At 59.4% G+C, this 22,580-nt stretch carries 25 protein-coding genes; 22 read left to right on the top strand and 3 right to left on the bottom strand.

Going from position 1 to position 22,580, the window contains the following annotated elements; translation table 11 throughout:
- The first annotated feature begins 170 nt into the window (after positions 1 to 170).
- From ACFWW4_RS14795 to ACFWW4_RS14770, 6 genes are all read left to right on the top strand, one after another.
- Positions 171 to 1,400, top strand: a complete 1,230-nt coding sequence (locus tag ACFWW4_RS14795) for an MFS transporter (RefSeq protein ID WP_411891564.1) — start codon at positions 171 to 173, stop codon at positions 1,398 to 1,400.
- Between the two features lie 53 nt (positions 1,401 to 1,453).
- Positions 1,454 to 2,104, top strand: a complete 651-nt coding sequence (gene msrA, locus ACFWW4_RS14790) for a peptide-methionine (S)-S-oxide reductase MsrA (protein ID WP_411891563.1) — start codon at positions 1,454 to 1,456, stop codon at positions 2,102 to 2,104.
- Complete coding sequence (locus ACFWW4_RS14785) at positions 2,091 to 2,930, top strand: PhzF family phenazine biosynthesis protein (protein WP_411891695.1); 840 nt, start codon at positions 2,091 to 2,093, stop codon at positions 2,928 to 2,930. Before msrA ends, ACFWW4_RS14785 begins: the two co-directional genes overlap by 14 nt.
- Complete coding sequence (locus ACFWW4_RS14780) at positions 2,927 to 3,661, top strand: SGNH/GDSL hydrolase family protein (protein WP_411891562.1); 735 nt, start codon at positions 2,927 to 2,929, stop codon at positions 3,659 to 3,661. The genes ACFWW4_RS14785 and ACFWW4_RS14780 overlap by 4 nt, the downstream gene beginning before the upstream one ends.
- 31 nt (positions 3,662 to 3,692) lie before the next feature.
- On the top strand, positions 3,693 to 4,574 hold the full coding sequence (locus tag ACFWW4_RS14775) for a 50S ribosomal protein L11 methyltransferase (protein ID WP_411891561.1): 882 nt from the start codon (positions 3,693 to 3,695) through the stop codon (positions 4,572 to 4,574).
- Between the two features lie 93 nt (positions 4,575 to 4,667).
- On the top strand, positions 4,668 to 5,012 hold the full coding sequence (locus tag ACFWW4_RS14770; RefSeq protein WP_393927104.1) for a hypothetical protein: 345 nt from the start codon (positions 4,668 to 4,670) through the stop codon (positions 5,010 to 5,012).
- Between the two features lie 75 nt (positions 5,013 to 5,087).
- Here ACFWW4_RS14770 and ACFWW4_RS14765 read toward each other — a convergent pair whose 3' ends face one another.
- Positions 5,088 to 5,297 (bottom strand): DUF1127 domain-containing protein, encoded by a 210-nt coding sequence (locus ACFWW4_RS14765; protein ID WP_393927103.1) that lies wholly within the window; start codon positions 5,295 to 5,297, stop codon positions 5,088 to 5,090.
- A 308-nt stretch (positions 5,298 to 5,605) separates the two neighbouring features.
- Here ACFWW4_RS14765 and ruvC point away from each other — a divergent pair, with 308 nt between their 5' ends.
- The 16 genes from ruvC to folD all read left to right on the top strand — a co-directional run bounded on the left by ruvC (position 5,606) and on the right by folD (position 20,995).
- Complete coding sequence (gene ruvC / locus ACFWW4_RS14760; protein WP_411891694.1) at positions 5,606 to 6,112, top strand: crossover junction endodeoxyribonuclease RuvC; 507 nt, start codon at positions 5,606 to 5,608, stop codon at positions 6,110 to 6,112.
- Positions 6,109 to 6,768 carry a Holliday junction branch migration protein RuvA gene (gene ruvA / locus ACFWW4_RS14755; RefSeq protein WP_393927101.1) on the top strand — a complete coding sequence of 220 codons (660 nt, stop codon included), beginning with the start codon at positions 6,109 to 6,111 and terminating at the stop codon, positions 6,766 to 6,768. Before ruvC ends, ruvA begins: the two co-directional genes overlap by 4 nt.
- Positions 6,769 to 6,927: 159 nt before the next feature.
- On the top strand, positions 6,928 to 7,947 hold the full coding sequence (gene ruvB / locus ACFWW4_RS14750) for a Holliday junction branch migration DNA helicase RuvB (protein ID WP_411891560.1): 1,020 nt from the start codon (positions 6,928 to 6,930) through the stop codon (positions 7,945 to 7,947).
- Between the two features lie 22 nt (positions 7,948 to 7,969).
- Positions 7,970 to 8,599 (top strand): hypothetical protein, encoded by a 630-nt coding sequence (locus tag ACFWW4_RS14745; RefSeq protein WP_411891559.1) that lies wholly within the window; start codon positions 7,970 to 7,972, stop codon positions 8,597 to 8,599.
- Positions 8,596 to 8,982, top strand: a complete 387-nt coding sequence (ybgC, locus tag ACFWW4_RS14740; protein ID WP_411891558.1) for a tol-pal system-associated acyl-CoA thioesterase — start codon at positions 8,596 to 8,598, stop codon at positions 8,980 to 8,982. Before ACFWW4_RS14745 ends, ybgC begins: the two co-directional genes overlap by 4 nt.
- A gap of 113 nt (positions 8,983 to 9,095) precedes the next feature.
- Positions 9,096 to 9,770: a protein TolQ gene (gene tolQ / locus ACFWW4_RS14735; RefSeq protein WP_393931905.1), complete on the top strand. Its 675-nt coding sequence runs from the start codon at positions 9,096 to 9,098 to the stop codon at positions 9,768 to 9,770.
- Between the two features lie 2 nt (positions 9,771 to 9,772).
- Positions 9,773 to 10,240 (top strand): protein TolR, encoded by a 468-nt coding sequence (gene tolR, locus ACFWW4_RS14730; protein ID WP_411891557.1) that lies wholly within the window; start codon positions 9,773 to 9,775, stop codon positions 10,238 to 10,240.
- Positions 10,241 to 10,244: 4 nt separating this feature from the next.
- Positions 10,245 to 11,393, top strand: coding sequence for an energy transducer TonB (locus tag ACFWW4_RS14725; RefSeq protein WP_411891556.1), 1,149 nt, complete (start codon positions 10,245 to 10,247; stop codon positions 11,391 to 11,393).
- Positions 11,394 to 11,505: 112 nt separating this feature from the next.
- A complete protein-coding gene (gene tolB / locus ACFWW4_RS14720; RefSeq protein WP_411891555.1) occupies positions 11,506 to 12,810 on the top strand; it encodes a Tol-Pal system beta propeller repeat protein TolB in 1,305 nt (434 codons plus the stop codon).
- Positions 12,811 to 12,885: 75 nt separating this feature from the next.
- Positions 12,886 to 13,404, top strand: a complete 519-nt coding sequence (gene pal / locus ACFWW4_RS14715) for a peptidoglycan-associated lipoprotein Pal (protein ID WP_411891554.1) — start codon at positions 12,886 to 12,888, stop codon at positions 13,402 to 13,404.
- Between the two features lie 20 nt (positions 13,405 to 13,424).
- On the top strand, positions 13,425 to 14,246 hold the full coding sequence (ybgF, locus tag ACFWW4_RS14710; protein ID WP_411891553.1) for a tol-pal system protein YbgF: 822 nt from the start codon (positions 13,425 to 13,427) through the stop codon (positions 14,244 to 14,246).
- On the top strand, positions 14,237 to 15,502 hold the full coding sequence (gene tilS / locus ACFWW4_RS14705; RefSeq protein ID WP_411891552.1) for a tRNA lysidine(34) synthetase TilS: 1,266 nt from the start codon (positions 14,237 to 14,239) through the stop codon (positions 15,500 to 15,502). Before ybgF ends, tilS begins: the two co-directional genes overlap by 10 nt.
- 86 nt (positions 15,503 to 15,588) lie before the next feature.
- On the top strand, positions 15,589 to 17,505 hold the full coding sequence (gene ftsH, locus ACFWW4_RS14700) for an ATP-dependent zinc metalloprotease FtsH (RefSeq protein WP_393932430.1): 1,917 nt from the start codon (positions 15,589 to 15,591) through the stop codon (positions 17,503 to 17,505).
- A 120-nt stretch (positions 17,506 to 17,625) separates the two neighbouring features.
- Positions 17,626 to 18,204, top strand: coding sequence for an MOSC domain-containing protein (locus tag ACFWW4_RS14695; protein WP_411891551.1), 579 nt, complete (start codon positions 17,626 to 17,628; stop codon positions 18,202 to 18,204).
- Positions 18,205 to 18,345: 141 nt separating this feature from the next.
- The gene (locus ACFWW4_RS14690; RefSeq protein ID WP_411891550.1) at positions 18,346 to 20,022 is read left to right on the top strand and encodes a formate--tetrahydrofolate ligase; all 1,677 of its coding nucleotides are present in this window, start codon (positions 18,346 to 18,348) and stop codon (positions 20,020 to 20,022) included.
- A gap of 76 nt (positions 20,023 to 20,098) precedes the next feature.
- Positions 20,099 to 20,995, top strand: a complete 897-nt coding sequence (gene folD, locus ACFWW4_RS14685; protein WP_411891549.1) for a bifunctional methylenetetrahydrofolate dehydrogenase/methenyltetrahydrofolate cyclohydrolase FolD — start codon at positions 20,099 to 20,101, stop codon at positions 20,993 to 20,995.
- Here folD and ACFWW4_RS14680 read toward each other — a convergent pair.
- Together ACFWW4_RS14680 and ACFWW4_RS14675 are read right to left on the bottom strand one after the other, a co-directional pair.
- Positions 20,992 to 21,807, bottom strand: coding sequence for an NlpC/P60 family protein (locus tag ACFWW4_RS14680; protein ID WP_411891548.1), 816 nt, complete (start codon positions 21,805 to 21,807; stop codon positions 20,992 to 20,994). The genes folD and ACFWW4_RS14680 overlap by 4 nt on opposite strands.
- Positions 21,804 to 22,580: leucyl aminopeptidase family protein (locus tag ACFWW4_RS14675; protein ID WP_411891547.1), on the bottom strand; the 777-nt coding region annotated here is incomplete at its 5' end. The genes ACFWW4_RS14680 and ACFWW4_RS14675, both read right to left, overlap by 4 nt.

The following is a 22,580-nucleotide window of genomic DNA, read 5'->3' as shown; positions in this document are numbered from 1 at the left end:
CCGCTTTGTCAGTGAAACCATCACCGCACCGTTTCATCTGACAATGAAGAGTTGGTTAGGTTTCGCCGTATAATGGTGAGTAAGTCGGTTCAATTTTAATCGTTTTGTCGGCTTTGACAGGTCTATGACACCTCTCGCCATCGTCCCAAAACAGGCGTAAGTCGGTAATCATGAAGATTGTTCGTCTTGAAGATGCGCGCCATCTGCCGCTGTGGCGCAGGCCCACATCACTGTTGTTTGTGATGGCAATGGCGATGCCTGTGGCCTTTGCCACATGGTCGGCCTTGTTGAACAACTTTGTGATCGAGGTGGCGGCATTCGATGGATCTGACATCGGCTGGCTGCACACCGTGCGCGAAATTCCGGGCTTCTTTGCCATTGGTGTGATCGCGCTGATCATGTTTATTCGCGAGCAGGTGCTGGGTCTGGTGGCGCTGGCCATGCTGGGTGCGGCGACGGCGGTAACGGCGCAGTTTCCGAGCATGGCGGGTATTCTGACGGTGACGATGCTGTCATCCATCGGCTTTCATTATTACGAGACGGTCAATCAGTCGTTGCAGTTGCAGTGGATCGAAAAAAAGCGGGCGCCACAGACGCTGGGTTGGCTGATTTCGGCCGGGGCGGGGGCCACGATTGTGGTTTATGTGCTGATCGTGCTGAGCTGGGATCTGCTGGGTCTGACCTATTCGATCGTCTACTGGCTGTCGGGCGGGTTTACGGCCTTCGTGGCGCTGCTGTGTCTGTTTGCCTATCCCCAGTTTGAATCGCCCAATCCGCAGTTGAAGACTTTTGTGCTGCGCCGCCGTTATTGGCTTTATTACGCCTTGCAGTTCATGTCGGGCGCCCGCCGCCAGATCTTTGTTGTCTTTGCCGCGTTCATGATGGTCGAACAGTTCGGGCTCGAGGTAGATGAGGTGACCAAGCTGTTCCTGCTGACCCTTGTCATCAACATGATCGCCGCCCCGTTTCTGGGCAAGCTGGTGGCCGTGTTCGGTGAGCGCCGGGCGCTGGTGTTTGAATATACCGGCCTCTGCCTGATCTTCTTTGCCTATGGGGGCATCTATTATTTCGGCTGGGGTGTGCTGTTGGCGACGTTTTTGTATGTGGCCAACCATATCTTTTTCAGCCTGGCGTTGGCGATCAAGACCTATTTCCAGAAGATCGCGGACCCGCAGGATATCGCCCCGACAGCGGCTGTGGCCTTTACCATCAATCATATCGCGGCTGTGTTTCTGCCGGCCCTGCTGGGTTATATCTGGCTGCAATCGCCGGGAACGGTGTTTTTGATGGCGGCGGGCATGGCGATCATTTCGCTGCTGTTGTCGCTGTTGATCCCGCGCCATCCGGCTCCGGGTCACGAGACCGTGTTTCAGTTCCGTTTGCTTGCGGCGGCAGAGTAGAAATTACGCCGCCGGGCATTATATTCTGCCCTGACCCCCAGAGGAGAGTTCAGATGTTTTTCACCAAGAGCCCGAAATCCGAGATGGTGACAAAGGATGCCGCCCTGCCGGGCCGGTCCGCACCGATCCCGACAGCCCCGACCCATTTCGTTTATGGCACGCCGCTGACTGGCGAGGTGCCGGAGGGCATGGAAGAGGCCATGTTCGGTATGGGCTGTTTCTGGGGTGTGGAGCGGATGTTCTGGAAGCTGGATGGTGTGCAGTCGACCATGGTGGGTTACGCGGGCGGTTATACCCCGAATGCGACCTATGAAGAGGTTTGTTCCGGCAAGACCGGTCATAATGAGGTGGTGCGCGTGATCTATGATCCGGCGGTCATTTCCTATGATCAGCTGTTGCAGGTGTTCTGGGAGGGCCATGATCCCACCCAGGGGATGCGGCAGGGTAATGATCGGGGCACGCAGTACCGGTCTGGCATCTATGCCTATTCGGTGGCACAACGCGAAGCGGCTGAGGCCTCCAAAGCGGCCTTTGCCCCGCGTTTATCGGAAGCCGGGTATGGTGCGATCACGACAGAGATTGTGGATGCGCCGGAGTTCTATTTTGCCGAGGATTATCACCAGCAATATCTGGCGAAGAACCCGAATGGCTATTGCGGCATCGGGGGGACGGGTGTGACCTGTCCGATTGGTGTTGGCGTCTAGGCGATTTGTCCAATGTGATGTGTTCAGTGCTGTTCCCTCCAAAGGGAACGGGCTGGCTGTGGTTGTCGATGCCGATGGTCTGACCGATGACCAGATGCAGGGGTTTGCCGCCTGGACCAATCTGGCGGAAACCACGTTTCTGACCACGCCCACTGAACCCGAGGCGGATTATGCCGTGCGCATCTTTACCCCCGGTCGCGAGATGCCGTTTGCGGGGCATCCGACGCTGGGGAGTTGTATGGCCTGGCTGCATACCGGCGGTGTGCCCGCCGAAGCCGGTGTCGTGCGTCAGCAATGTGCGATCGGTATTGTTGAGATTGATGTGACCGGGCCGGTGCCCGCGTTTGTTGCCCCGCCGACCAAGGTCATCCCGATGGCCGATGCGGATCTGACCCGCTATGCGCAGGCGCTGGATTTGCGGCCTGAACAGGTGGTCAGGGCAACCCAGTTGGATAACGGCCCGGTCTGGCAGGTGCTGGAACTGGCATCGGCAGAGGATGTGCTTGCGATTGATGCGTCCCGCGTCAGTTGGCCTGATTTTGTCGCGCTGTCGGTTGTGGGGCCTTACCCCGCCGGGGCAGAGGCGGATTATGAGGTGCGCAATTTGTCCCCATCCAGCGGCATGATCGAGGACCCGATCACCGGATCGTTGAATGCGGCCATTGCGCAGTGGATGCGGGTCGAAGGGCGGCTGACCCGTGATCTGGTCATGTCGCAGGGCACACAGATTGGCCGGGTCGGCCGCGTGTTCGTGCGCCCGAATGCCGACCGGGTGATGATCGGCGGGCATGTGAATATTCTGATCGAGGGGACCGTCGATCTGTGATCGTCAATGTGCTGTCACATACTGTTCTGCTGCCGATCCTGCTTGCGCAGGCGGCCTATGTCCGGCGCCATGTCATCGAACTGCCGGAACCGCCGGGGGATCGTAGTGGCACTTTGGGTGATGGGCCGCCGCTCCGTCTGCTGATCATAGGGGATTCGTCGGCTGCCGGTGTCGGCGTGGCGACGCAGGCCGAGGCCCTGCTGGGGCGTATCACGGGACGGCTGGCGGGTGTCGCGCGGGTTGAGTTTGATCTGGTGGCCCGTACCGGGGCCAAGACCGCAGAAGCGGTAGGTTGGCTGGATCGTCTGCCGCGCGATCAGTATGACGTGGTCGTTACCGCATTGGGCGTCAATGATGTGACCAAGGCGACCCCGCTCAGCCGCTGGCTGTCGCTGCAGGCGCGGTTGCTGGACCGGCTGGAACATGATTTCGGCGCGGGGCGCATTGTTGTCTCTGGTCTGCCGCCGATGGGCCAATTTCCATTGTTACCACAACCCCTGCGCTGGGCGATGGGGCGACGTGCGCTGTGGTTTGACAAGCATCTGCATCGGTTGGTGGCGGCACGGCCTGCCTGCACCCCGGTCACCATCAAGCTGGGTCTGAACGATACCAATATGTCAGCGGATGGATTTCATCCCGGCCCGTCGGTTTATGCCGCCTGGGCGGATGAGATTTGCGGGGTGATCCTGTCTGATCCCGGTCTGCTTGACGCAGCACGGCGCAAGGCCTAACCGGTGGCATCCCTGACAAGGCTTTGACCCTATGACAACTTATTCCGCCTTGACGACGATCCCCGGTGAAGATGCGGCCTACCGGCTGGCCGATGATCTGGAGGCGCTGGTGCCGGAACCGACCGGTGTGGGTGTGTTCGAGATCGAGGATGGGTCCGGGTTGTGGGAGGTTGGTGCCTATTTCACCGAAGCGCCTGATCAGGCGGCGCTATCAGTGCTGGCGGCCTTGCATGGTGCCAAGTTGTTCGCGGTGTCCGACATCCCCGAACAGGATTGGGTATCAAAGGTGCAGCGGGAACTGGCCCCGGTCGCGGCAGGCCGGTTTTTCGTCTATGGCGCGCATGACGCCGATAAGGTTCCCGAGGATGCGATTGCATTGCTGATTGAGGCGCAGATGGCCTTTGGTACAGGTCATCATGGCACGACATTGGGCTGTTTGCGGGCCTTCGACACGTTGCTGACGGACGGGTTTGTTGGCGAAAAGGTGGCCGATATCGGCTGTGGCACGGCTGTTCTGGCGATGGCAGCGGCGCATGTTTTGCCCGGTCAGGTGCTGGCCAGCGATATTGATCCGGTGGCGGTTGATGTGGCGCGGGCGAATGTGGCGGCGAACGGGCTGGACGGGCGAGTCAACTGCGTCGTTGCCGCTGGATTTGATACGCCTGCGCTGTCCGATGCGAGCCCCTTTGATTTGATTTTTGCCAATATTTTAAAGGGACCGCTGGTCGCTCTGGCGCCGGAGATGGCAGCCCATACCGCACCGGGCGGCTATGTGATTCTGTCCGGTATTTTGAATGAACAAGCTGATGAAGTGATCGGCGTTTATCAACAAAACGGGTTCAATCTGGTGCAATCGGACAGTATTGTTGACTGGACAACCCTGGTAATGAGCAAAAACACACCGGTATTGTGAGATTCCGCACGTTCAACAGTGAAATGTCTTGTTATAGCCAGATTTGTTAGCGATCTTTGATAGACCGTAGTTGGTAATTTAGCGGAGGATGGCATGGCTCAAGCCAATGTTCCTTTTGATAAGAGACTGAAGCGTATCGTGCGCCGCCATGATCGTATGGCACGTGGCGTTGTGAAAACGGTGAATGCCGATGGCCTGATCGTGGCGCGTCCACGCATCTATAAGCCGCGCTTTCCGCTGAAAGGGCTTCTTGCCCTGATTATCACCGGCTTCCTGTTCAAGGGCTTCCTTTTTGCCTATCTCGGCGAAGCTGCTTACGCCGACCGTGTGACCTCGCTTCAGCAAGGTTCCATGATGGAGCAGGCGGGCGCATGGGTGATGCAGGCTGATCCTGCAACTGTATTCATCTCAGGTGCGATCCAGAATATTCTTCCTTGATCCTGCTAGGGTGACGGAAACAAAAAGGCCGCTTCCAGATGGAAGCGGCCTTTTGCGTTGATGCCTCGCGCGGGTTCAGCGAATGCCGCGTGTCGCGATATTGTCGATGTCGCCATAGGACAGACCGATGTCTTCCAGTTCACGGGCGGAGAGTTTCGACAGCGCGTTGCGTGTAACGCGCGCGTCGTTCCAGGCTGCCAGAGAAGCGAAAGAGCGTGCAACGAAAGCGGAGAAAGCGCCGGCAGAGAGGCCAGCAGCGGGGCGGGTGGTGTCAAATGCGGCCATGGCCTTGTTCCTTGATTTGTGCTGCGATGCAGCGTTGTCTGATAAGGCGCATCTAGGAGGCTTTGATTGGTGTTACCAGTGACGTTTTTGCATGACTCATATGCGTTTTCAGAATGCCTTATTTTTGTGCGGATTACGCCGTAAATTGTTTATTTACAAATAGTTAAATCTGTCGCCTTTAGACCCCATACTGACGCATTCAGGCCGTTGGTGTCATGCCGTGGCGTCATGGCTCGGCTGAAAGCCTCTTGGTCTTTGTTCGCGTTTTGTGCTAGCAATTTTATGACAATAAGAAGAATGGGGCAGTGATGCGTGTTTTGGGGATCGATCCGGGCTTGCGCAACATGGGCTGGGGCGTGATCGAAGTGACCGGATCGCGTCTGAGCCATGTGGCGAATGGCGTGTGCCATTCGGTTGGCGATGATCTGGCTGCCAGATTGCTATCGCTTCATGCCGGGCTGACAGAGATGATCGCGACCCATCGCCCTGATGCCGCTGCCGTTGAGCAGACCTTCGTCAACAAGGATGGAGTTGCGACACTGAAGCTGGGACAAGCGCGGGGGATTGCCATGCTGGTGCCTGCACAGGCGGGTCTTGCCATAGGCGAATACGCCCCGAACGCGGTCAAGAAGGCTGTCGTTGGCGTGGGCCATGCCGACAAGTGTCAGGTCGACCACATGGTGAAGCTGCAATTGCCCGGTGTGCAGATTGCCGGGCCGGATGCCGCAGATGCCCTCGCGATTGCCATTTGCCACGCCCATCATCTGCAATCTGCGGGTACCTTGGCGCAGGCGCTGGCGAGGGCTGGCGCGTGATTGGCAAGATTGCAGGGCGGCTGGAATACCGCGCCGCCGACCATGTGCTGATCGACGTGCGCGGCGTGGGCTATATCGTTTATGTTTCTGACCGTGTGATGGCCGGGTTGCCAGCCAATGGCGAAGCGGTTGCGCTTTATACCGATCTGCTGGTGCGCGAGGATAATCTGCAGCTTTTTGGTTTCACGACCTTGGTCGAAAAGGAATGGCATCGCCTGCTGATGTCGGTGCAGGGGATCGGGGCCAAGGCGTCGATGGCAATTCTGGGGACGATCGGGGCTGACGGCGTCAGCCGGGCGATTGCGCTGGGCGATTGGAACGCTGTTGCCAAGGCCAAGGGCGTCGGCCCCAAAACGGCGCAGCGGGTCACCATTGAGTTGAAAGACAAGGCGCCGGGTGTGATGGCGATGGGCGGCACAGTGGGCGATGCGCTGGGTGATGTCGTGATCGAGGCTGAGACGCCGGATCAGGTCCGGCGTGCCCCTGCGCCCAAGGCAAACCCGGCGCAGGCGGAGGCGCTGTCGGCCCTTGGCAATCTGGGCTACGCGCCGGGCGAGGCGGCAAGTGCCGTGGCAGAGGCGGCTGGCACGAACCCGGATGCGGATACCTCTGCCCTGATCCGTGCGGCCTTGAAGCTGTTGGCGCCGAAAGGGTAGGGCAATGAGACGTTTGCTGACTCTGACAATGCCTCCTGCCATGCTATTGGCCGCGGTACTATCTGACGTCATCGGACCAATTGCAGCATTTTTGGTCTCGATTGCCTTTGTTGGGTTTGTGCTTGTGCTCTGGATTCGGTGGGATAACGGTAAAGGATGATGACCCAGCCTGATCCCACCTTGCGTCCTGATCCGCAGCCTGAGGATGCTGATCGCGCCTTGCGTCCGCAGACGCTGGATGAGTTTATCGGGCAGCGCGAGGCGCGCGCGAACCTGAAGGTGTTTATCGAAAGTGCGCGCAGACGTGGCGAGGCGATGGATCACGCGCTGTTTCATGGCCCCCCCGGTCTGGGCAAGACGACGCTCGCGCAGATCATGGCGCGGGAGTTGGGGGTGAATTTTCGCATGACATCCGGCCCCGTGCTGGTCAAGGCGGGTGATCTGGCGGCGATCCTGACCAATCTTGAAGCGCGGGATGTGTTGTTCATCGACGAGATTCATCGCCTGAACCCGGCGGTGGAGGAGGTGCTGTATCCGGCGTTAGAGGATTTCGAGCTGGATCTGGTGATTGGCGAAGGCCCTGCCGCGCGGACAGTCCGGATTGAGTTGCAGCCCTTTACCCTTGTCGGGGCGACGACGCGCATGGGGTTGTTGACAACGCCTTTGCGGGATCGCTTTGGCATTCCGACCCGGTTGGAATTCTATACCGAGGATGAACTGCACGAGATTGTCACCCGTGGTGCGCGGCTGATGGGGGCGCCTGCCGCCGATGCAGGCGCGCGCGAGATTGCGCGCCGCGCGCGGGGCACGCCGCGCATTGCGGGGCGTTTGCTGCGCCGGGTCGTGGATTTCGCGATTGTCGAGGGCGACGGCACCGTGACCCAAGCGATTGCCGACCGGGCGCTGACCCGACTCGGTGTGGATCATCTGGGGCTGGACAATGCCGACCGGCGCTATCTGCGCTTAATTGCGGAAAGCTATGGAGGTGGCCCGGTCGGGGTCGAGACCATGTCGGCGGCATTGTCGGAAAGTCGCGACAGCCTGGAGGATGTGATCGAGCCCTACCTGTTGCAGAAAGGGTTGATCCAGCGCACGCCGCGTGGCCGGATGCTGGCGCAGGCGGCCTGGGCACATCTGGGGCTGGAGCCGCCGAAATCCCAGACTGATTTGTTTGGCTAAGCTGCCTCCGGCGGGAGTATTTATGGAAGAAAGAAATCAGGATATTGCCGCGCTCTTCACTCGTGCCGACGGGAATTATGTGTTTGCCCGCTGGGGCAGGCCGATTGTGCCGGTGGTATTCGGGGTGGATGATGCGACCCTTGCGGTGTTCAAGGGCGCGATTGAAGCGGTCGTGACCCTGGCCGGGCATCAGATGGCCGAGACTGATCCGGAACTTGGTGCGAATTTCATGATCTTCTTTTGTCGCGACTGGGCTGAGTTGCCCCAAGTGCCGCATCTGGATGCTCTGGTTCCTGATCTTCTGCCGCTGGTCGCCAAGCTGCAGCAGGCGGATGCCAATCAGTACCGGATTTTCCGTTTTGACGCGGCAGGTGCCATTCGCGCGGCATTCGTGTTTTTGCGCATGGATGACCATCTGGGGGCCGTTTCCGCCGACACGCTGGCGCTATCGCAGGCGGTTCAGACGATCCTGTTGTGGTCCGACACCGCCTTTGACCAGCAACCGCCATTGGCGATGATTGAAGGTAACGCCGTTTTAAGACCTGAAATTGCAGATGTGATACGGGCCGCTTATGATCCGGTTATGCCTGCCATGGACCGGGATGCGAGCCATGCGTTGCGGTTGCAGGCGAGGATAACACGACCATCATGACACATACCTTCCCTATCCGCGTTTATTATGAAGACACTGATCTGGCGGGCATTGTTTATTATGCCAATTATCTGAAATTCATCGAACGCGCCCGCAGTGAGTGGGTTCGTGGCTTGGGCATTGATCAGGCGCAGATGAAGGCGGAGGGCTATGTCTTTGCTGTCCGCCGGGTCGAGGCGGACTATCTGATGCCGGCCAAATATGATGATGAATTGGTGGTTGAGACGGATATGGTCGAGAATTCGGGCGTTCGCCTGATTGTCCGCCAGGAGGTCAAGCGTGCCGATGTCACCCTGTTTACCGCTACGGTCACCATCATCTGCATGAATGCCAGCGGTGCTGTGGCCCGGTTGCCAGCGGCGATCCGCCGTTCGATCCATTAAAAAGTCGCCAGTTTCAGCTTTGAAATGCGGGATTGATTGGATTTCCCTTTCGCCTTGGGTTATGCCTGTGCCCAATCAGAGCCCAAAATGGGCCTAGAGGCAGAGCAGGCACAATGGAAGCAGCAACCGACTTCACCATGTGGGCGCTATTTGCGCGCGCGACGATTACCGTCAAACTTGTCATGATCATGCTGATCGCTGCATCAATCTGGTGCTGGGCGGTGATCATCGACAAGATCATACAGTATCGCAAGGCCAAGGCGGAGGCCGATATCTTTGACCGGTCGTTCTGGTCGGGTGAACCGCTGGATGGCTTGTTTGACAAGATCGGGACTGACCCGGATGGCCCGAGCGAGAAGATTTTTGCCGCAGGCATGCTGGAATGGCGCAGATCCCATACGCAAGAGGGTGAGTTGATCGCCAATGCCACCGCCCGGATTGACCGGTCAATGGATGTGGCCATCGCCAAAGAGGCGGCGCGATTGCAGGGCGGTCTGCCGGTGCTGGCCACTGTCGGTTCGACCGCCCCGTTTGTCGGTCTGTTCGGGACCGTCTGGGGTATCATGAACGCCTTTATCGAGATTGCGGAGGCGCAGAACACGAACCTCGCCGTTGTGGCCCCTGGGATCGCAGAGGCTTTGCTGGCCACGGGTCTTGGCCTGCTAGCGGCCATTCCGGCGGTGATATTCTATAACAAATTGTCGGCTGATAGTGATCGGATCGTGGGCGGCTACGAGGCCTTTGCCGATGAGTTCGCCACGATCCTGAGCCGTCAATTGGATAGCTGACCATGGCTGCAAGTGTTATCAAATCAGGCGGAGGCGGCGGGCGCCGTGGCCGCCGTCGCGGGGGTCGTACGCAACCGATGTCCGAGATTAACGTCACCCCGTTTGTGGATGTGATGCTGGTTTTGCTGATCATCTTCATGGTCGCTGCCCCGTTATTGACGGTTGGCGTTCCTGTGGAACTGCCGCAGACCGCCGCAACCGCCCTGCCGACGGATGATGAGGAGCCGCTGACCGTCACCATAACGGCGGCAGGCGAAGTGACCATTCAGGAAACCGAAACCCCGCGTGATGAACTGGTGGCCAAGTTACAGGCCGTCGCCGCAGAGCGCACCAGTGACCGCATCTATCTGCGCGCCGATGGGGCCAATAGCTGGAATGTCGTGGCCGAGATTATGGGTGATCTGAACGCAGCCGGCTTTACCAATATCGGCCTGGTGACGGATGTGGCGAACCCGGAGACCGGCGGGTAGGGCCATGCAAACGCCGGGCACCATTATCTCTGCTGCGGGCCACACGGTTCTGATCGGCTGGCTTTTGCTGGGCTGGGGGTTGAGTTCGGACCCGCTTGAGTTTGACACGATGGTGGTCACAACGGTGAGTGGGGAAGAGTTTGCAGCACTTCAGGCCGCGAGCACACCCGATCCGGGTACGGCAGAGCCGACCGCCCCTGTGCAACCTGTGACAGATACCGCACCACCGCCCCCAGCGGATGAAACGCCTACCGAAGTGGCGCCGCCGCCGGAGCCTGTTGAGCAGCCGGTTGAGGACACTCCGCCACCGCCGCCACCTCCGGCACCGCCTGTGGCGGAGGTGGATGATGTGCCCCCTGTTGATCCCGCGCCACCTGCGCCGCCACCGGCCCGCCCCGATCTTGAAATCAGCGAACGCCCCCGCCCGCGCGTGACCGATACCATCGCCCCTGTGCCAGCAGCACCTCCGCCCCCGGATGCAGCACCGGATGAGATTGCCCGCGATGAGGTTGTGCAGGACGAGACTGCCGATCCTGAGATCGTTGAAGATGAGCAGGAAGCAACCGCGCCGCCAGAGGCGGAAACCGAGATTGCGATTGCAGATGAGACGCCTTCGGGTGCTGTGGAAACTTCAATACGCCCGAGCGCGCGACCCAGCCGGCCCGCGCCGCAAGTTGAAGAACCTGTAGAGGAGCCGACGGAGGAACCTTTGACTGCAGAGGCTGAGACGCCGGTAGAGCCAGAGACAGACGATGCTGTTGCCGCAGCTCTTGCCGATGCATTGGCGGGCGCTGGTGAAACCGCAACACCGGAAGCCCCGGCGGTCGCGGCTGGTCCACCGATGACCGGATCAGAGAAAGACGCGTTTCGCATCGCAATCAACAATTGCTGGAATATTGATCCTGGGTCAGAAGCGGCGCGTGTCACGGTCACGGTTGTTTTTGAACTTGGTCGTGATGGCAAAGTTGTGGGTAACCCTCGCCTGATCTCTGGCAGTGGTGGCACTGATGCGAGTATCAACGTCGCATTCGAGGCCGCACGCCGGGCCATTTTACGGTGTCAGGGATCAACTGGATATCGGCTGCCCCCGGAGAAATTTGAAGAATGGCGCGAAGTGACAGCCAATTTCGACGCATCGGGGGCACGCTATTGATAAACCCCCGGCGCAGATATGCCAATGGAACCATGCAAGACTTGCGGTGTTGGCCAAGAGATGCGCATGGATCATAATAACCAGAGACGCGGTAAAGCGGATGAGAGAGCCCATGTTTAAAAAACTGATGACCCTGCTGTTTGTAGTTTTGCTGGGAACGCAAGCCTATGCACTCGAAATCGACCTGCGAAACCCGCAGGTTGAACCGCTGCCAATTGCGGTACCTGCGTTCCAGGCTGAAAACGCGGCGGCTCAACAGGTGGCCGCCGACATCTCGCGATTGGTGGTGCAGGATTTGACCGGCACGGGTCTGTTTCGCGAAATACCTTCAAACGCTTTCATCTCGCAGGTGTCATCTTTCACCCAGCCGATCGCCTATCCCGACTGGCGCGCGGTTAACGCGCAGGGCCTGATCACGGGTGCCGTGACGGTCAATGGCAATCAGTTGGTGGTCAAGTTCCGCCTATATGATGTCTTTGCTGGCACTGAGCTTGGGCAAGGCCAGCAACTGGTCGGTACTGTCGATGGCTGGCGCCGCATGGCCCATAAGGTGGCCGATGCCGCTTATTCCCGCATCACTGGTGAAGGTGGCTATTTCGACAGCCGCGTGGTGTTCGTGTCCGAAAGTGGCCCCAAGGATAACCGTCAGAAACGTCTGGCCGTCATGGATTATGACGGGGCGAACGTGCAGTTCTTGACTGATAGCAGTGCCATTGTGCTGGCGCCGCGATTTTCGCCGAATGGTGATCGCGTGCTTTATACCAGTTTCGAATCCGGTTTCCCGCGCATCAACGTGCTGAACGTGGCCAATGTAGGCCGTCAGCAATTGGCGACCGCACCGGGTGAAATGGCTTTCAGCCCCCGCTTTTCCCGCGACGGGCGGCAGGTGATCTATAGTCTGGCGAATGGTGGCAATACCGATATCTATCGTACTGACCTGGGTAGTGGGCAGCATGTGCGTCTGACCTCGGCCCCGTCGATTGAAACGGCCCCCAGCCTGTCACCGGATGGCAGCCAGATCGTGTTTGAAAGTGACCGGTCTGGTACCCAGCAGCTTTATATCATGCCTGCGAACGGGGGCGAGGCGCGCCGGATTTCCTTTGGTGAGGGCCGTTACGGCACGCCGGTCTGGTCACCGCGCGGCGATCTGGTGGCGTTTACCAAGCAGAACGCAGGCCGGTTCCATATTGGTGTCATGCGCACAGATGGGTCGGAAGAGCGTTTGCTCACCTCGTCCTTCCTGGATGAAGGCCCCACATGGTCCCCCAATGGCCGGGTCATCATGTTCAGCCGCGAAACCCAGGGTGCGGGCGGGACATCATCGATGTATTCGGTCGATATCTCGGGCCGGAACCTGAAGGCTGTGCCGCTGCAAGGCGGATCGTCTGACCCGTCATGGGGTCCGCTGCAGCCGTAATGAAGTGTGATTCCCAATGCAGGCAAGCCATGCTATGCTGGGACAAAATGAGCAGATAACAACAGGATCAATCCGATGAAGATGATGACACGCGCGACCGTGCTGCTACTGGCGCTCGCCACTGCGGCTTGTACGAACCCTGACCGTTTTGGCGGTGGAGGTGCCGGTGCTGATGGTGCCAATGGGGCGAATGGCGGTCTGGCTGGATCGGCCAGTGACCCGACCAGCCCGCAATTCTTTAACCAGACTATTGGCGACCGCGTGCTGTTTGCTGTCGACACCTCGACTATCACGCCCGAAGGCAAGACCATTCTGGATGGTCAGGCCCAGTGGCTGCTGACCAACGCCGATTATCGCGCCGTTGTCGAAGGCCACGCAGATGAGCAGGGTACGCGTGAATATAACATTGCTCTGGGTTTCCGCCGTGCGAATGCCGTTCGCGAATACCTTGTGTCGCGCGGTGTGCCCTCTGGCCGTCTGGAAGTGACCAGCTATGGCAAGGAACGCCCGATCGAAGTCTGTAGCCAAGAAAGCTGCTATGCCAAGAACCGCAGAGCCGTTACGGTGCTTTCATTCTCGGCCATCACGAGCTGACCCCGACCAAAGGAACACTGATGTTGCACCGTATCGCCATTGCCCTTGCCATTGTTCTGGCACCGCTTCCGGGTCTGGCCCAGCAGGATGAAACGCTTGCTGATATCCGCCAGCAGTTGACGGTGCTTTATGTCGATGTGCAGCGGCTGAAACGCGAGTTGTCAACGACCGGTGGTCTGAATTCCGGCGTGGTGGGCAGCACCCCGCTGGATCGTCTGAACGCGATCGAGGCGGAGCTGCAGCGTCTGACCTCAAAAACCGAAGAGTTGGAGTTTCGCGTCAACCGGATCACCGTGGACGGCACCAACCGTATCGGTGATCTGGAGTTCCGTCTGTGCGAGCTGGAGGCGAATTGCGACATCAGCCAGTTGGGTGATACTCCGACCCTGGGCGGTGGTGAGAACCTGACAAATGTGCCGGTGGCCGATCCCCCGCCAGCAACTGGCGGTCCGGCCCTTGCTGTGGGTGAGCGTAACGATTTTGAGCGGGCGCAGGAGGCGCTCGCTGCCGGTGACTTTCGCAGCGCCGCTGACCAGCTTGCGACCTTTGGCACGACCTATCCGGGAAGCCCGCTGACGGCGCAGGCAGAGTATCTGCGGGGCGAGGCGCTGGAAGGCCTGGGTGAGATGACCGAGGCCGCGCGTGCCTATCTGGCGGCGTTTTCCGGTGATCCGACAGGCCCCAAGGCGCCTGATGCCCTGTTCAAGCTGGGCGCGTCGCTGGGGACCATTGGCCAAACCCAGGATGCCTGTCTGACCCTCGCCGAGGTTGGTGTGCGGTTCCCCGGCAATCCGGCGGTGACGGATGCCGAACAGGCGATGTTCAATCTGGGATGTCAATAGACACCCCCGCTGATGCGGACGCGATTGATGCGCTGTTGCTGCATTTCGCGCGGACTGTTTTCCTTGATAAGCCGCCCCGTCGGATCGGCGTTGCCGTATCGGGTGGCGGGGATTCGATGGCGCTTTTGCATCTTTATGCCCGGTTGGCGCGGGATGACGGTTTTGAGGTTGCCGTCGTCACTGTCGATCATGGTCTGAGATCTGATGCGGCGGCAGAAGCCGCCCATGTTGCCCGCTTTTGCGAGGCTGCCGGGATCAGCCACGACACGCTCCGCTGGGAGGGTTGGGACGGTAAGGGCAACCTGATGGCCGCCGCGCGCACTGCCCGGTATCGCCTGATTGCTGACTGGGCGCATGCCCGTGGCATTGGCGCGGTTGTTCTGGGCCACACGGCAGATGATCAGGCCGAGAATTTTCTGATCAGGCTCGCGCGTAAGTCTGGACCGGACGGGCTGGCCGGAATGGATGTGCGGTTTGAACGCCACGGGATTACATGGGCGCGGCCCTTGTGGCAGCAGTCGCGCAAAGACTTGCGTGATTACCTGCGCAGGCACGGGGTGGCCTGGATTGATGACCCGACCAACGAGGATGACACCTATGAACGCAGTCGCGTGCGCAAGGCGTTGGTGGAACTGGAAGCGTTGGGGATCACAGCAGATGTGCTGAAGTCGGTTGGCGTGACCATGCGCGCCACCAAGGATGCGCTGGATTATTACGCAAGGATTGAGGCAGCAAAGTACATCCGACAGGAGCATGGGGATTTGGTGCTGCATCTGCCCCAGACCGATCCTTTGCCGATTGAGATGCGGCGACGGCTGTGGCGGGCGATGCTGCCTTGGGTCAGTGGCGCATCCTATCCGCCACGCAACACGGCGCTGTTTGAAACGATCCATGGATTTTCAGCCGAGGGCAACACGACGGTTGGCGGTTGCCTGATCACCCGCAAGGGCGAGATGTGGCGCGTGACGCGAGAATATAATGCAGTGGCTGATCTGATCGGTCCAACGACAGCCATTTGGGACAATCGCTGGCAGTTATCTGGTCCACACGCGGATGATCTGGAGATCCGCGCATTGGGTGACGGGATCGCCGACTGCGCGGGGTGGCGTAATACGGGGCTGCCACGCCCCTCGCTTCTGGCGACACCAGCGGTTTGGCGTGACGATACGCTGATCGCCGCCCCGATTGCGGGCTTGTCCAACGGTTGGACAGCGCAGATTGTCGCGGATTTTCACGAAGAGGCGTTTGCGCATTGAAGATTAAGGTTTTGCCTCTATTTTAGGTGAAACGCATACGCCGCGACTCTGTCGCGACATTTCCCGATTTCGAAGGAGTTTCTGCCTTGGGCAACGCGCGTAACATGGTCTTTTGGGTCGTCCTGTTCCTTATGGTGCTGGCGCTCTTTAATCTTTTCAGCAGTCCGCCGGGTTCGACGAGCAGTGACTCTCGCAGCTACTCCGAATTTGTGGCCGCCGTCGAAGGTGGCGAAGTCACCGAGGTGGTGATCGATGGCGAGCGGGTGCGCTATACCCAAGGCAGTCGTACCTTTACGACTATCAAGCCGGAAGATGCTGAAATCACTGATCTTTTGATCGCCGCCAATGTCCCTGTTGAGGCGCGCAGTCAGGAAACATCGTTTTTCCAAAGCTTCCTGTTGAGCATTCTGCCCTTCATACTGCTGATCGGTGTCTGGATTTATTTCATGAACCGGATGCAGGGCGGCGGCAAAGGCGGTGCCATGGGCTTTGGCAAATCTCGGGCCAAGCTGCTGACGGAAAAGCATGGGCGGGTCACGTTTGACGATGTCGCCGGTATTGATGAAGCCAAGGAGGAGCTGGAAGAGATCGTGGAATTCCTGCGCAATCCGCAGAAATTCAGCCGCCTGGGCGGTAAGATTCCAAAAGGTGCGCTGCTGGTAGGCCCTCCGGGTACGGGTAAAACGCTGCTTGCGCGGGCAATTGCCGGTGAAGCAGGCGTGCCGTTCTTCACGATTTCGGGATCGGATTTTGTTGAAATGTTTGTGGGTGTGGGTGCGTCCCGCGTTCGTGACATGTTCGAACAAGCCAAGAAAAACGCCCCATGTATCGTGTTTATCGACGAGATTGACGCGGTCGGTCGGTCCCGTGGTGCCGGTTACGGCGGCGGCAATGATGAGCGTGAACAGACGCTGAACCAGTTGCTGGTCGAGATGGATGGTTTCGAGGCCAATGAAGGTGTGATCATCGTCGCGGCGACCAACCGTCGTGATGTGCTTGACCCTGCATTGCTGCGCCCCGGTCGTTTCGACCGTCAGGTCACGGTGCCGAACCCTGATATCAAGGGCCGCGAGAAGATCCTTGGCGTGCATGCCCGCAAGATCCCGTTGGGTCCTGATGTGGATCTGCGCATCATTGCCCGTGGCTCCCCCGGCTTTTCCGGTGCTGATCTGGCGAACCTTGTGAATGAGGCGGCGCTGATGGCTGCGCGTGTCGGTCGCCGTTTTGTCACGATGATCGACTTTGAGTCCGCCAAGGACAAAGTCATGATGGGGGCCGAGCGCCGGTCGATGGTGATGACTGCCGAGCAGAAGGAAATGACCGCTTTTCACGAAGCCGGGCACGCCATTGTTGGGATAACCCTGCCGAAATGCGATCCGGTCTATAAGGCAACGATTATCCCGCGTGGTGGTGCATTGGGCATGGTGATGAGCCTTCCGGAAATGGATCGCCTGAACATGTTCAAGGATGAATGTCACCAGCGTCTGGCCATGACCATGGCAGGCAAGGCGGCTGAGATCATCAAATATGGTGAGGATCAGGTCAGCAATGGCCCGGCTGGCGATATCCAGCAGGCGAGCCAGTTGGCGCGCGCGATGGTGCTGCGCTGGGGCATGTCTGACAAGGTCGGCAATATCGACTATGCCGAGGCCCATGAGGGATATCAGGGTAATACCGCTGGATTGTCCGTGTCCGCCCATACCAAGGAGCTGATCGAGGAAGAGGTGCGCAGCTTTATCCAGAAGGGATATGAACGCGCCTATGAGATCATCACAGAGCGCAAGGAAGAGTTCGAGCGTCTGGCGCACGGCCTGCTGGAATATGAGACGTTGACCGGTGACGAGATCAAGCGCGTCATGGCGGGCGAACCGCCGCATACCGGTGATGATGCGGACGATGCGAGCTCTGGCGGGACACCGTCTGTGACCTCGATCCCGAAAACAAAGCTGAAGAAACCACCGCGCGAACCCGATAGCGGGATGGAGCCGGAACCTTCGGTCTGATTGGATCAAACGCCGCCCTCAGGGGCGGCGTTTTTGGTTGAAACCTGATGTCACGATTGCTGATTTGAAGGTCCCCGCAGGATCGGATAGCCCTTGGCTGAGATTGCTTTGGAGTGTGTGATGCCTGCCTTGATACCGACCGAGATTGTGGGAGAAATCGTCTGGATCGGGCGCGTGCCGGATCGCGAGGCGTCGTTGCGCTCGGTGGCTGTGGAACAGGCGGAATTGACCTATGCCGGTATTCCGGGCGAGGCGCATGGCGGGCTGACCCGCGCTGCCTGTGTGCGGGTGCGCAGCCAGTACGCCACTGGCACGGAAATTCGCAATGTGCGTCAGCTCACGGTGATGTCTGCTGAGGAACTGGCAGAGGTTGCAGCGGATTGTGGTTTGCCCACCTTTGATCCGGCCCATATCGGGGCATCGTTGGTGGTGAGGGGTATACCTGATTTCACTCATGTCCCGCCGTCCTCGCGCCTGCAGTTTCCCGACGGGTCGGCGATTGTGGTCGATATGGAAAACCGGCCCTGCCATCTGCCGGCCAAGGTGATCAATGCGGATCATCCTGGGGCAGGTGATGCGTTCAAGGCGGCCGCCAAAGGCAAGCGCGGTGTGACGGCCTGGGTCGAGCGCGAGGGCCGTATTCAGGTCGGTGAGACAGTGCGATTGCATGTCCCTGATCAGCGCGCCTGGCGACCATAGGTTTCCCATCAGAAACGGTTTCCGCCTGTCTGGACGATTCTGAGGGCGAAAATGTCGCAATCCAAGCGCATGCCATGGTGTGCCACCGATAGAAGCGATGGTAATGATCAGTGGCTTTCGGCCGGGCACAGGGAAAAACCAATGGAATACAAGTCGGATATCGAGATTGCACGCGCAGCGCAGAAGCGTCCCATCCAGGAAATCGGGGCGAAGCTGGGCATCGACAGTGACGATCTGCTGCCCTACGGCCATGACAAGGCGAAGGTCAGCCAGCGGCTGATCGACTCTGTGCAGGACCGGCCTGATGGCAAACTGATCCTTGTGACCGCGATCAACCCAACCCCTGCGGGTGAAGGCAAGACCACCACGACGGTGGGTCTGGGCGACGGGCTGAATGCGATCGGCAAGAAGGCCGCGATCTGTATTCGCGAGGCGTCGCTGGGTCCGTGTTTCGGCATGAAGGGCGGGGCCGCCGGTGGCGGCTATGCGCAGGTTGTGCCTATGGAGGATATGAACCTGCATTTCACGGGTGATTTCCATGCGATCACATCGGCCCACAACCTGCTGTCAGCCATGATCGACAACCATATTTATTGGGGTAATGCGCTGGATATTGATATCCGCCGCGTCGTCTGGCGCCGCGTTCTGGACATGAACGACCGGGCCTTGCGCCAGATCACGACCAGCTTGGGCGGTGTGGCCAATGGTTTCCCGCGTGAGGCCGGATTTGATATTACCGTGGCGTCCGAAGTGATGGCGATCCTGTGTCTGGCCCGCAATCTGGATGATTTGCAGAAACGTTTGGGTGATATCATCGTGGCCTACAGGCGCGACCGCAGCCCGGTTTATTGCCGCGATATCAAGGCCGATGGTGCGATGACGGTGTTGCTGAAGGACGCCATGCAGCCCAATCTAGTGCAGACGCTCGAAAATAATCCGGCCTTTGTGCATGGCGGTCCATTTGCGAATATCGCGCATGGCTGCAATTCGGTCACCGCAACAACGACCGCGTTGAAACTAGCCGATTACGTGGTGACAGAGGCGGGCTTTGGCGCCGATCTGGGGGCCGAAAAATTCATGAACATCAAGTGCCGCAAGGCGGGTCTTGCCCCGTCTTGCGTCGTGGTCGTGGCCACGGTGCGCGCGATGAAGATGAATGGCGGCGTGGCCAAGGCTGATCTGGGTGTCGAGAACGTGGACGCGGTAAATGCCGGGTGTGCCAATCTGGGTCGCCATATTGAGAACGTGAAATCCTTTGGTGTGCCGGTTGTCGTGGCGATCAACCATTTTGTCACCGATACGGATGCCGAGGTTGACGCGGTCAAGGCCTATGTTGCAACCCAGGGGTCCGAAGCGATCCTGTGCAAGCATTGGGCACTCGGATCTGAGGGAACCACCGATCTAGCCACGCGTGTGGCACAGATTGCCGATGCTGATGAGGCGAATTTTGCGCCGATCTATGCTGACGATATGGGGCTTTTTGATAAGATCGACACGATTGCCAAGCGGATTTACCGCGCTGATGAGGTGATCGCAGATACCAAAATTCGCGATCAGTTGCGCCAGTGGGAAGAGCAGGGTTATGGCCATTTGCCGGTCTGCATGGCCAAGACACAGTATAGTTTTTCAACCGACCCGAACCTGCGCGGCGCGCCAACCGGCCATGCGGTACCGGTCCGCGAGGTGCGGCTGAGTGCGGGCGCCGGGTTTATCGTGGCGATCTGCGGGGAAATCATGACCATGCCTGGTTTGCCTCGTGTCCCGTCGGCAGAGCAGATCATGCTGAATGCGGATGGTCAGATCGAAGGTTTGTTTTAGGTCGGGCAGGGCGACGCTCGTCCCCGACAGGTCCGGAACATCGCCCCGCCCACCCTCCCATATTGAAAGAGACGATATGACAGCGACTGTGATTGACGGAAAAGCCTTTGCCGCGAAAGTGCGCGGCCAGGTGGCGGACCACGTGGCCCGGTTGAAAGCTGATCATGGGATCACGCCGGGGCTGGCGGTGGTTCTGGTTGGCGAAGACCCGGCAAGTCAGGTTTATGTCCGCTCAAAAGGCAAAATGACTGTCGAGGTTGGCATGGCGTCATTTGAGCATCGGCTGGATGTCCAGACTACTGAGGCCGATCTGCTGGCGCTGATTGATCAGTTGAACAATGACCCGACGGTGCATGGTATTTTGGTCCAGTTGCCGCTGCCTGACCATCTGGACAGTGATCTGGTGATCAACAGCATTGATCCGGCCAAAGATGTGGACGGGTTTCATATCTCCAATGTTGGCCTTCTGGGGACAGGGCAGAAAAGCATGGTGCCCTGCACCCCGCTAGGTTGCCTGATGATGCTGCGCGATCACCACGGGTCGCTGTCGGGCATGAATGCCGTTGTGGTCGGCCGGTCCAACATCGTGGGCAAGCCCATGGCGCAACTGCTGCTGGGTGATAGCTGCACGGTGACGATTGCCCATAGCCGGACCAAGGACCTGCCCGGTGTGGTGCGGCAGGCCGATATCGTCGTTGCGGCGGTCGGTCGTCCGCAAATGGTGCAGGGCGATTGGATCAAGCCGGGCGCAACTGTGATTGATGTGGGCATCAACCGGATTGAAAAGCCCGAAGGTGGTACCCGCCTGGTGGGGGACGTGGATTATGACAGTTGTGCGGCGGTTGCCGGGGCCATTACACCTGTTCCCGGTGGCGTTGGCCCGATGACGATCGCCTGCCTGCTCGCCAACACGGTGACGGCCTGTTGCCGGGCAAACGGTCTGGATGAACCCCAAGGTTTGACCGCATCCTAAAGCCGCTTGCGCGCGATCACAGGTCCATCTCCCTGCGCTTCGATCCGCAGGATGGCTTGGTCGATGGGTTCGTATCGCGTGGCCATGTGATGCGCATTGGCGTGGATCAGTGTCTCGGTATCCACCATCATGCCCACATGGCCTTTCCAGAAAATCAGATCACCGCGCTGCAACGGTTCAGTCAGATCATGGCCCAGCCCATCGCGCTGCATGTCGCTATCGGCAGGGCAGGGTAGGCCGCATGCGCTCAGGCTGGCACTGATCAAACCGGAACAATCGACGCCCCGGGTGGAATTGCCGCCCCACAGATACGGCACACCGAAATGCAGCTGCGCGATCGTGGCTGGATCCGTGAAAGGTTTATCGAGCGGGCGCACATGGCTTTTGGGCACAAAGCCTAGGTTGGTTTCAAAGAATTTGCGGCGTTCATCCGCCACGGTCAGCCTCGCCCCAAAGGGTAGTGCGACCAGCGCGGGTGATTTGAAATCTTCGGCCTCATAAGCGTGGATCGCAAAGGTGGACACGATATGTGTCGCCTGAGCGGGCTGGATCAGGCGGTCAGAGGGCAGGTAGCCCACGTAACCATCCGCCCCCTTCACGAATGACCAGCCTTCATGATCCTCGTACACGGTCACAATTGCCCCGATCAGCAACTGCCGGTCGCGCGGCCCGCAGGGGCTCGCGCAGAGATCCGTGACCGGACGGGCCAGCATCATCGGCCAGCCCTCGACGAACTTCTCTGCCGTGACCTGCCCCGCCAGATGCATCGCCGCCACCCGGGCATTGACCGGTGTCAGGCGGCGGTCGGTCACAGGTCCAACAGCTTTGGCAGGGCTTCCAGCACGGCGCGGGCGCCCATGCCGACACCACCCTTGGGCCGGGCCGGGGCGGCACTTGGCTGCCAGCCGTAGATGTCGAAATGCATATAGGGGCTTTCGACAAAGCGGCGCAGAAAAAGGGCTGCCGTGATGGACCCGGCAAACCCGCCCGAAGGCGCATTGTCCAGATCGGCAATCCCCGGTTCGATCATTTTCTCATAGGGTTCGTGGAACGGCATCCGCCAGACCGGATCTGCCACAGCACGGCCCGCTTGCATGATCGCGTCCGCATGGGCGTCACTGTTGGTGTAGAATGGCGAAAGGCCGGGCCCCACCGCCACGCGCGCCGCCCCGGTCAGTGTGGCCATGGAAATCACCAGATCCGGATCATCCTCGTCTGACAGGGACAAAGCATCCGCCAGCACCAGCCGTCCTTCGGCGTCGGTATTGTTGATCTCGACCGTCAAACCCTTGCGCGATGTCAAGATGTCTTGCGGGCGGAAGGCATTGCCATCGATGCTGTTTTCGACCGCCGGGATCAGGACGCGGAGCCGCAGCTTCAGCCCCAGCCCCATAATCATATGGGCAAGGCCCAGCACCGTGGCGGCCCCGCCCATATCCTTTTTCATCAGCCCCATTGAGCTACCCGGCTTGATATTCAGACCGCCGGTGTCGAAACAGACACCCTTGCCGACCAGTGTCAGCTGCGGGCCTGCATCACCCCAGCGCATATCCAGCAGACGTGGCGCGCGGACGGACGCGCGCCC

Source organism: Yoonia sp. SDW83-1 (genome assembly GCF_046762885.1).
GTDB lineage: Bacteria > Pseudomonadota > Alphaproteobacteria > Rhodobacterales > Rhodobacteraceae > Yoonia.
The sequence above is the reverse complement of the archived record's forward strand: the minus strand, read 5'-3'. Positions and strand labels throughout refer to the sequence as shown.

Excerpts from the sequence above, each read along its gene's own strand:
- ACFWW4_RS14795 (WP_411891564.1), top strand. The coding sequence starts at position 171 with ATGAAGATTGTTCGTCTTGAAGATGCGCGCCATCTGCCGCTGTGGCGC.
- msrA (WP_411891563.1), top strand. The coding sequence starts at position 1,454 with ATGTTTTTCACCAAGAGCCCGAAATCCGAGATGGTGACAAAGGATGCC.
- ACFWW4_RS14775 (WP_411891561.1), top strand. The coding sequence starts at position 3,693 with ATGACAACTTATTCCGCCTTGACGACGATCCCCGGTGAAGATGCGGCC.
- ACFWW4_RS14770 (WP_393927104.1), top strand. The coding sequence starts at position 4,668 with ATGGCTCAAGCCAATGTTCCTTTTGATAAGAGACTGAAGCGTATCGTG.
- ACFWW4_RS14765 (WP_393927103.1), bottom strand. The coding sequence starts at position 5,297 with ATGGCCGCATTTGACACCACCCGCCCCGCTGCTGGCCTCTCTGCCGGC.
- ruvC (WP_411891694.1), top strand. The coding sequence starts at position 5,606 with ATGCGTGTTTTGGGGATCGATCCGGGCTTGCGCAACATGGGCTGGGGC.
- ruvB (WP_411891560.1), top strand. The coding sequence starts at position 6,928 with ATGACCCAGCCTGATCCCACCTTGCGTCCTGATCCGCAGCCTGAGGAT.
- ACFWW4_RS14745 (WP_411891559.1), top strand. The coding sequence starts at position 7,970 with ATGGAAGAAAGAAATCAGGATATTGCCGCGCTCTTCACTCGTGCCGAC.
- ybgC (WP_411891558.1), top strand. The coding sequence starts at position 8,596 with ATGACACATACCTTCCCTATCCGCGTTTATTATGAAGACACTGATCTG.
- tolQ (WP_393931905.1), top strand. The coding sequence starts at position 9,096 with ATGGAAGCAGCAACCGACTTCACCATGTGGGCGCTATTTGCGCGCGCG.
- tolR (WP_411891557.1), top strand. The coding sequence starts at position 9,773 with ATGGCTGCAAGTGTTATCAAATCAGGCGGAGGCGGCGGGCGCCGTGGC.
- ACFWW4_RS14725 (WP_411891556.1), top strand. The coding sequence starts at position 10,245 with ATGCAAACGCCGGGCACCATTATCTCTGCTGCGGGCCACACGGTTCTG.
- tolB (WP_411891555.1), top strand. The coding sequence starts at position 11,506 with ATGTTTAAAAAACTGATGACCCTGCTGTTTGTAGTTTTGCTGGGAACG.
- pal (WP_411891554.1), top strand. The coding sequence starts at position 12,886 with ATGAAGATGATGACACGCGCGACCGTGCTGCTACTGGCGCTCGCCACT.
- ybgF (WP_411891553.1), top strand. The coding sequence starts at position 13,425 with ATGTTGCACCGTATCGCCATTGCCCTTGCCATTGTTCTGGCACCGCTT.
- tilS (WP_411891552.1), top strand. The coding sequence starts at position 14,237 with ATGTCAATAGACACCCCCGCTGATGCGGACGCGATTGATGCGCTGTTG.
- ACFWW4_RS14695 (WP_411891551.1), top strand. The coding sequence starts at position 17,626 with ATGCCTGCCTTGATACCGACCGAGATTGTGGGAGAAATCGTCTGGATC.
- ACFWW4_RS14690 (WP_411891550.1), top strand. The coding sequence starts at position 18,346 with ATGGAATACAAGTCGGATATCGAGATTGCACGCGCAGCGCAGAAGCGT.
- folD (WP_411891549.1), top strand. The coding sequence starts at position 20,099 with ATGACAGCGACTGTGATTGACGGAAAAGCCTTTGCCGCGAAAGTGCGC.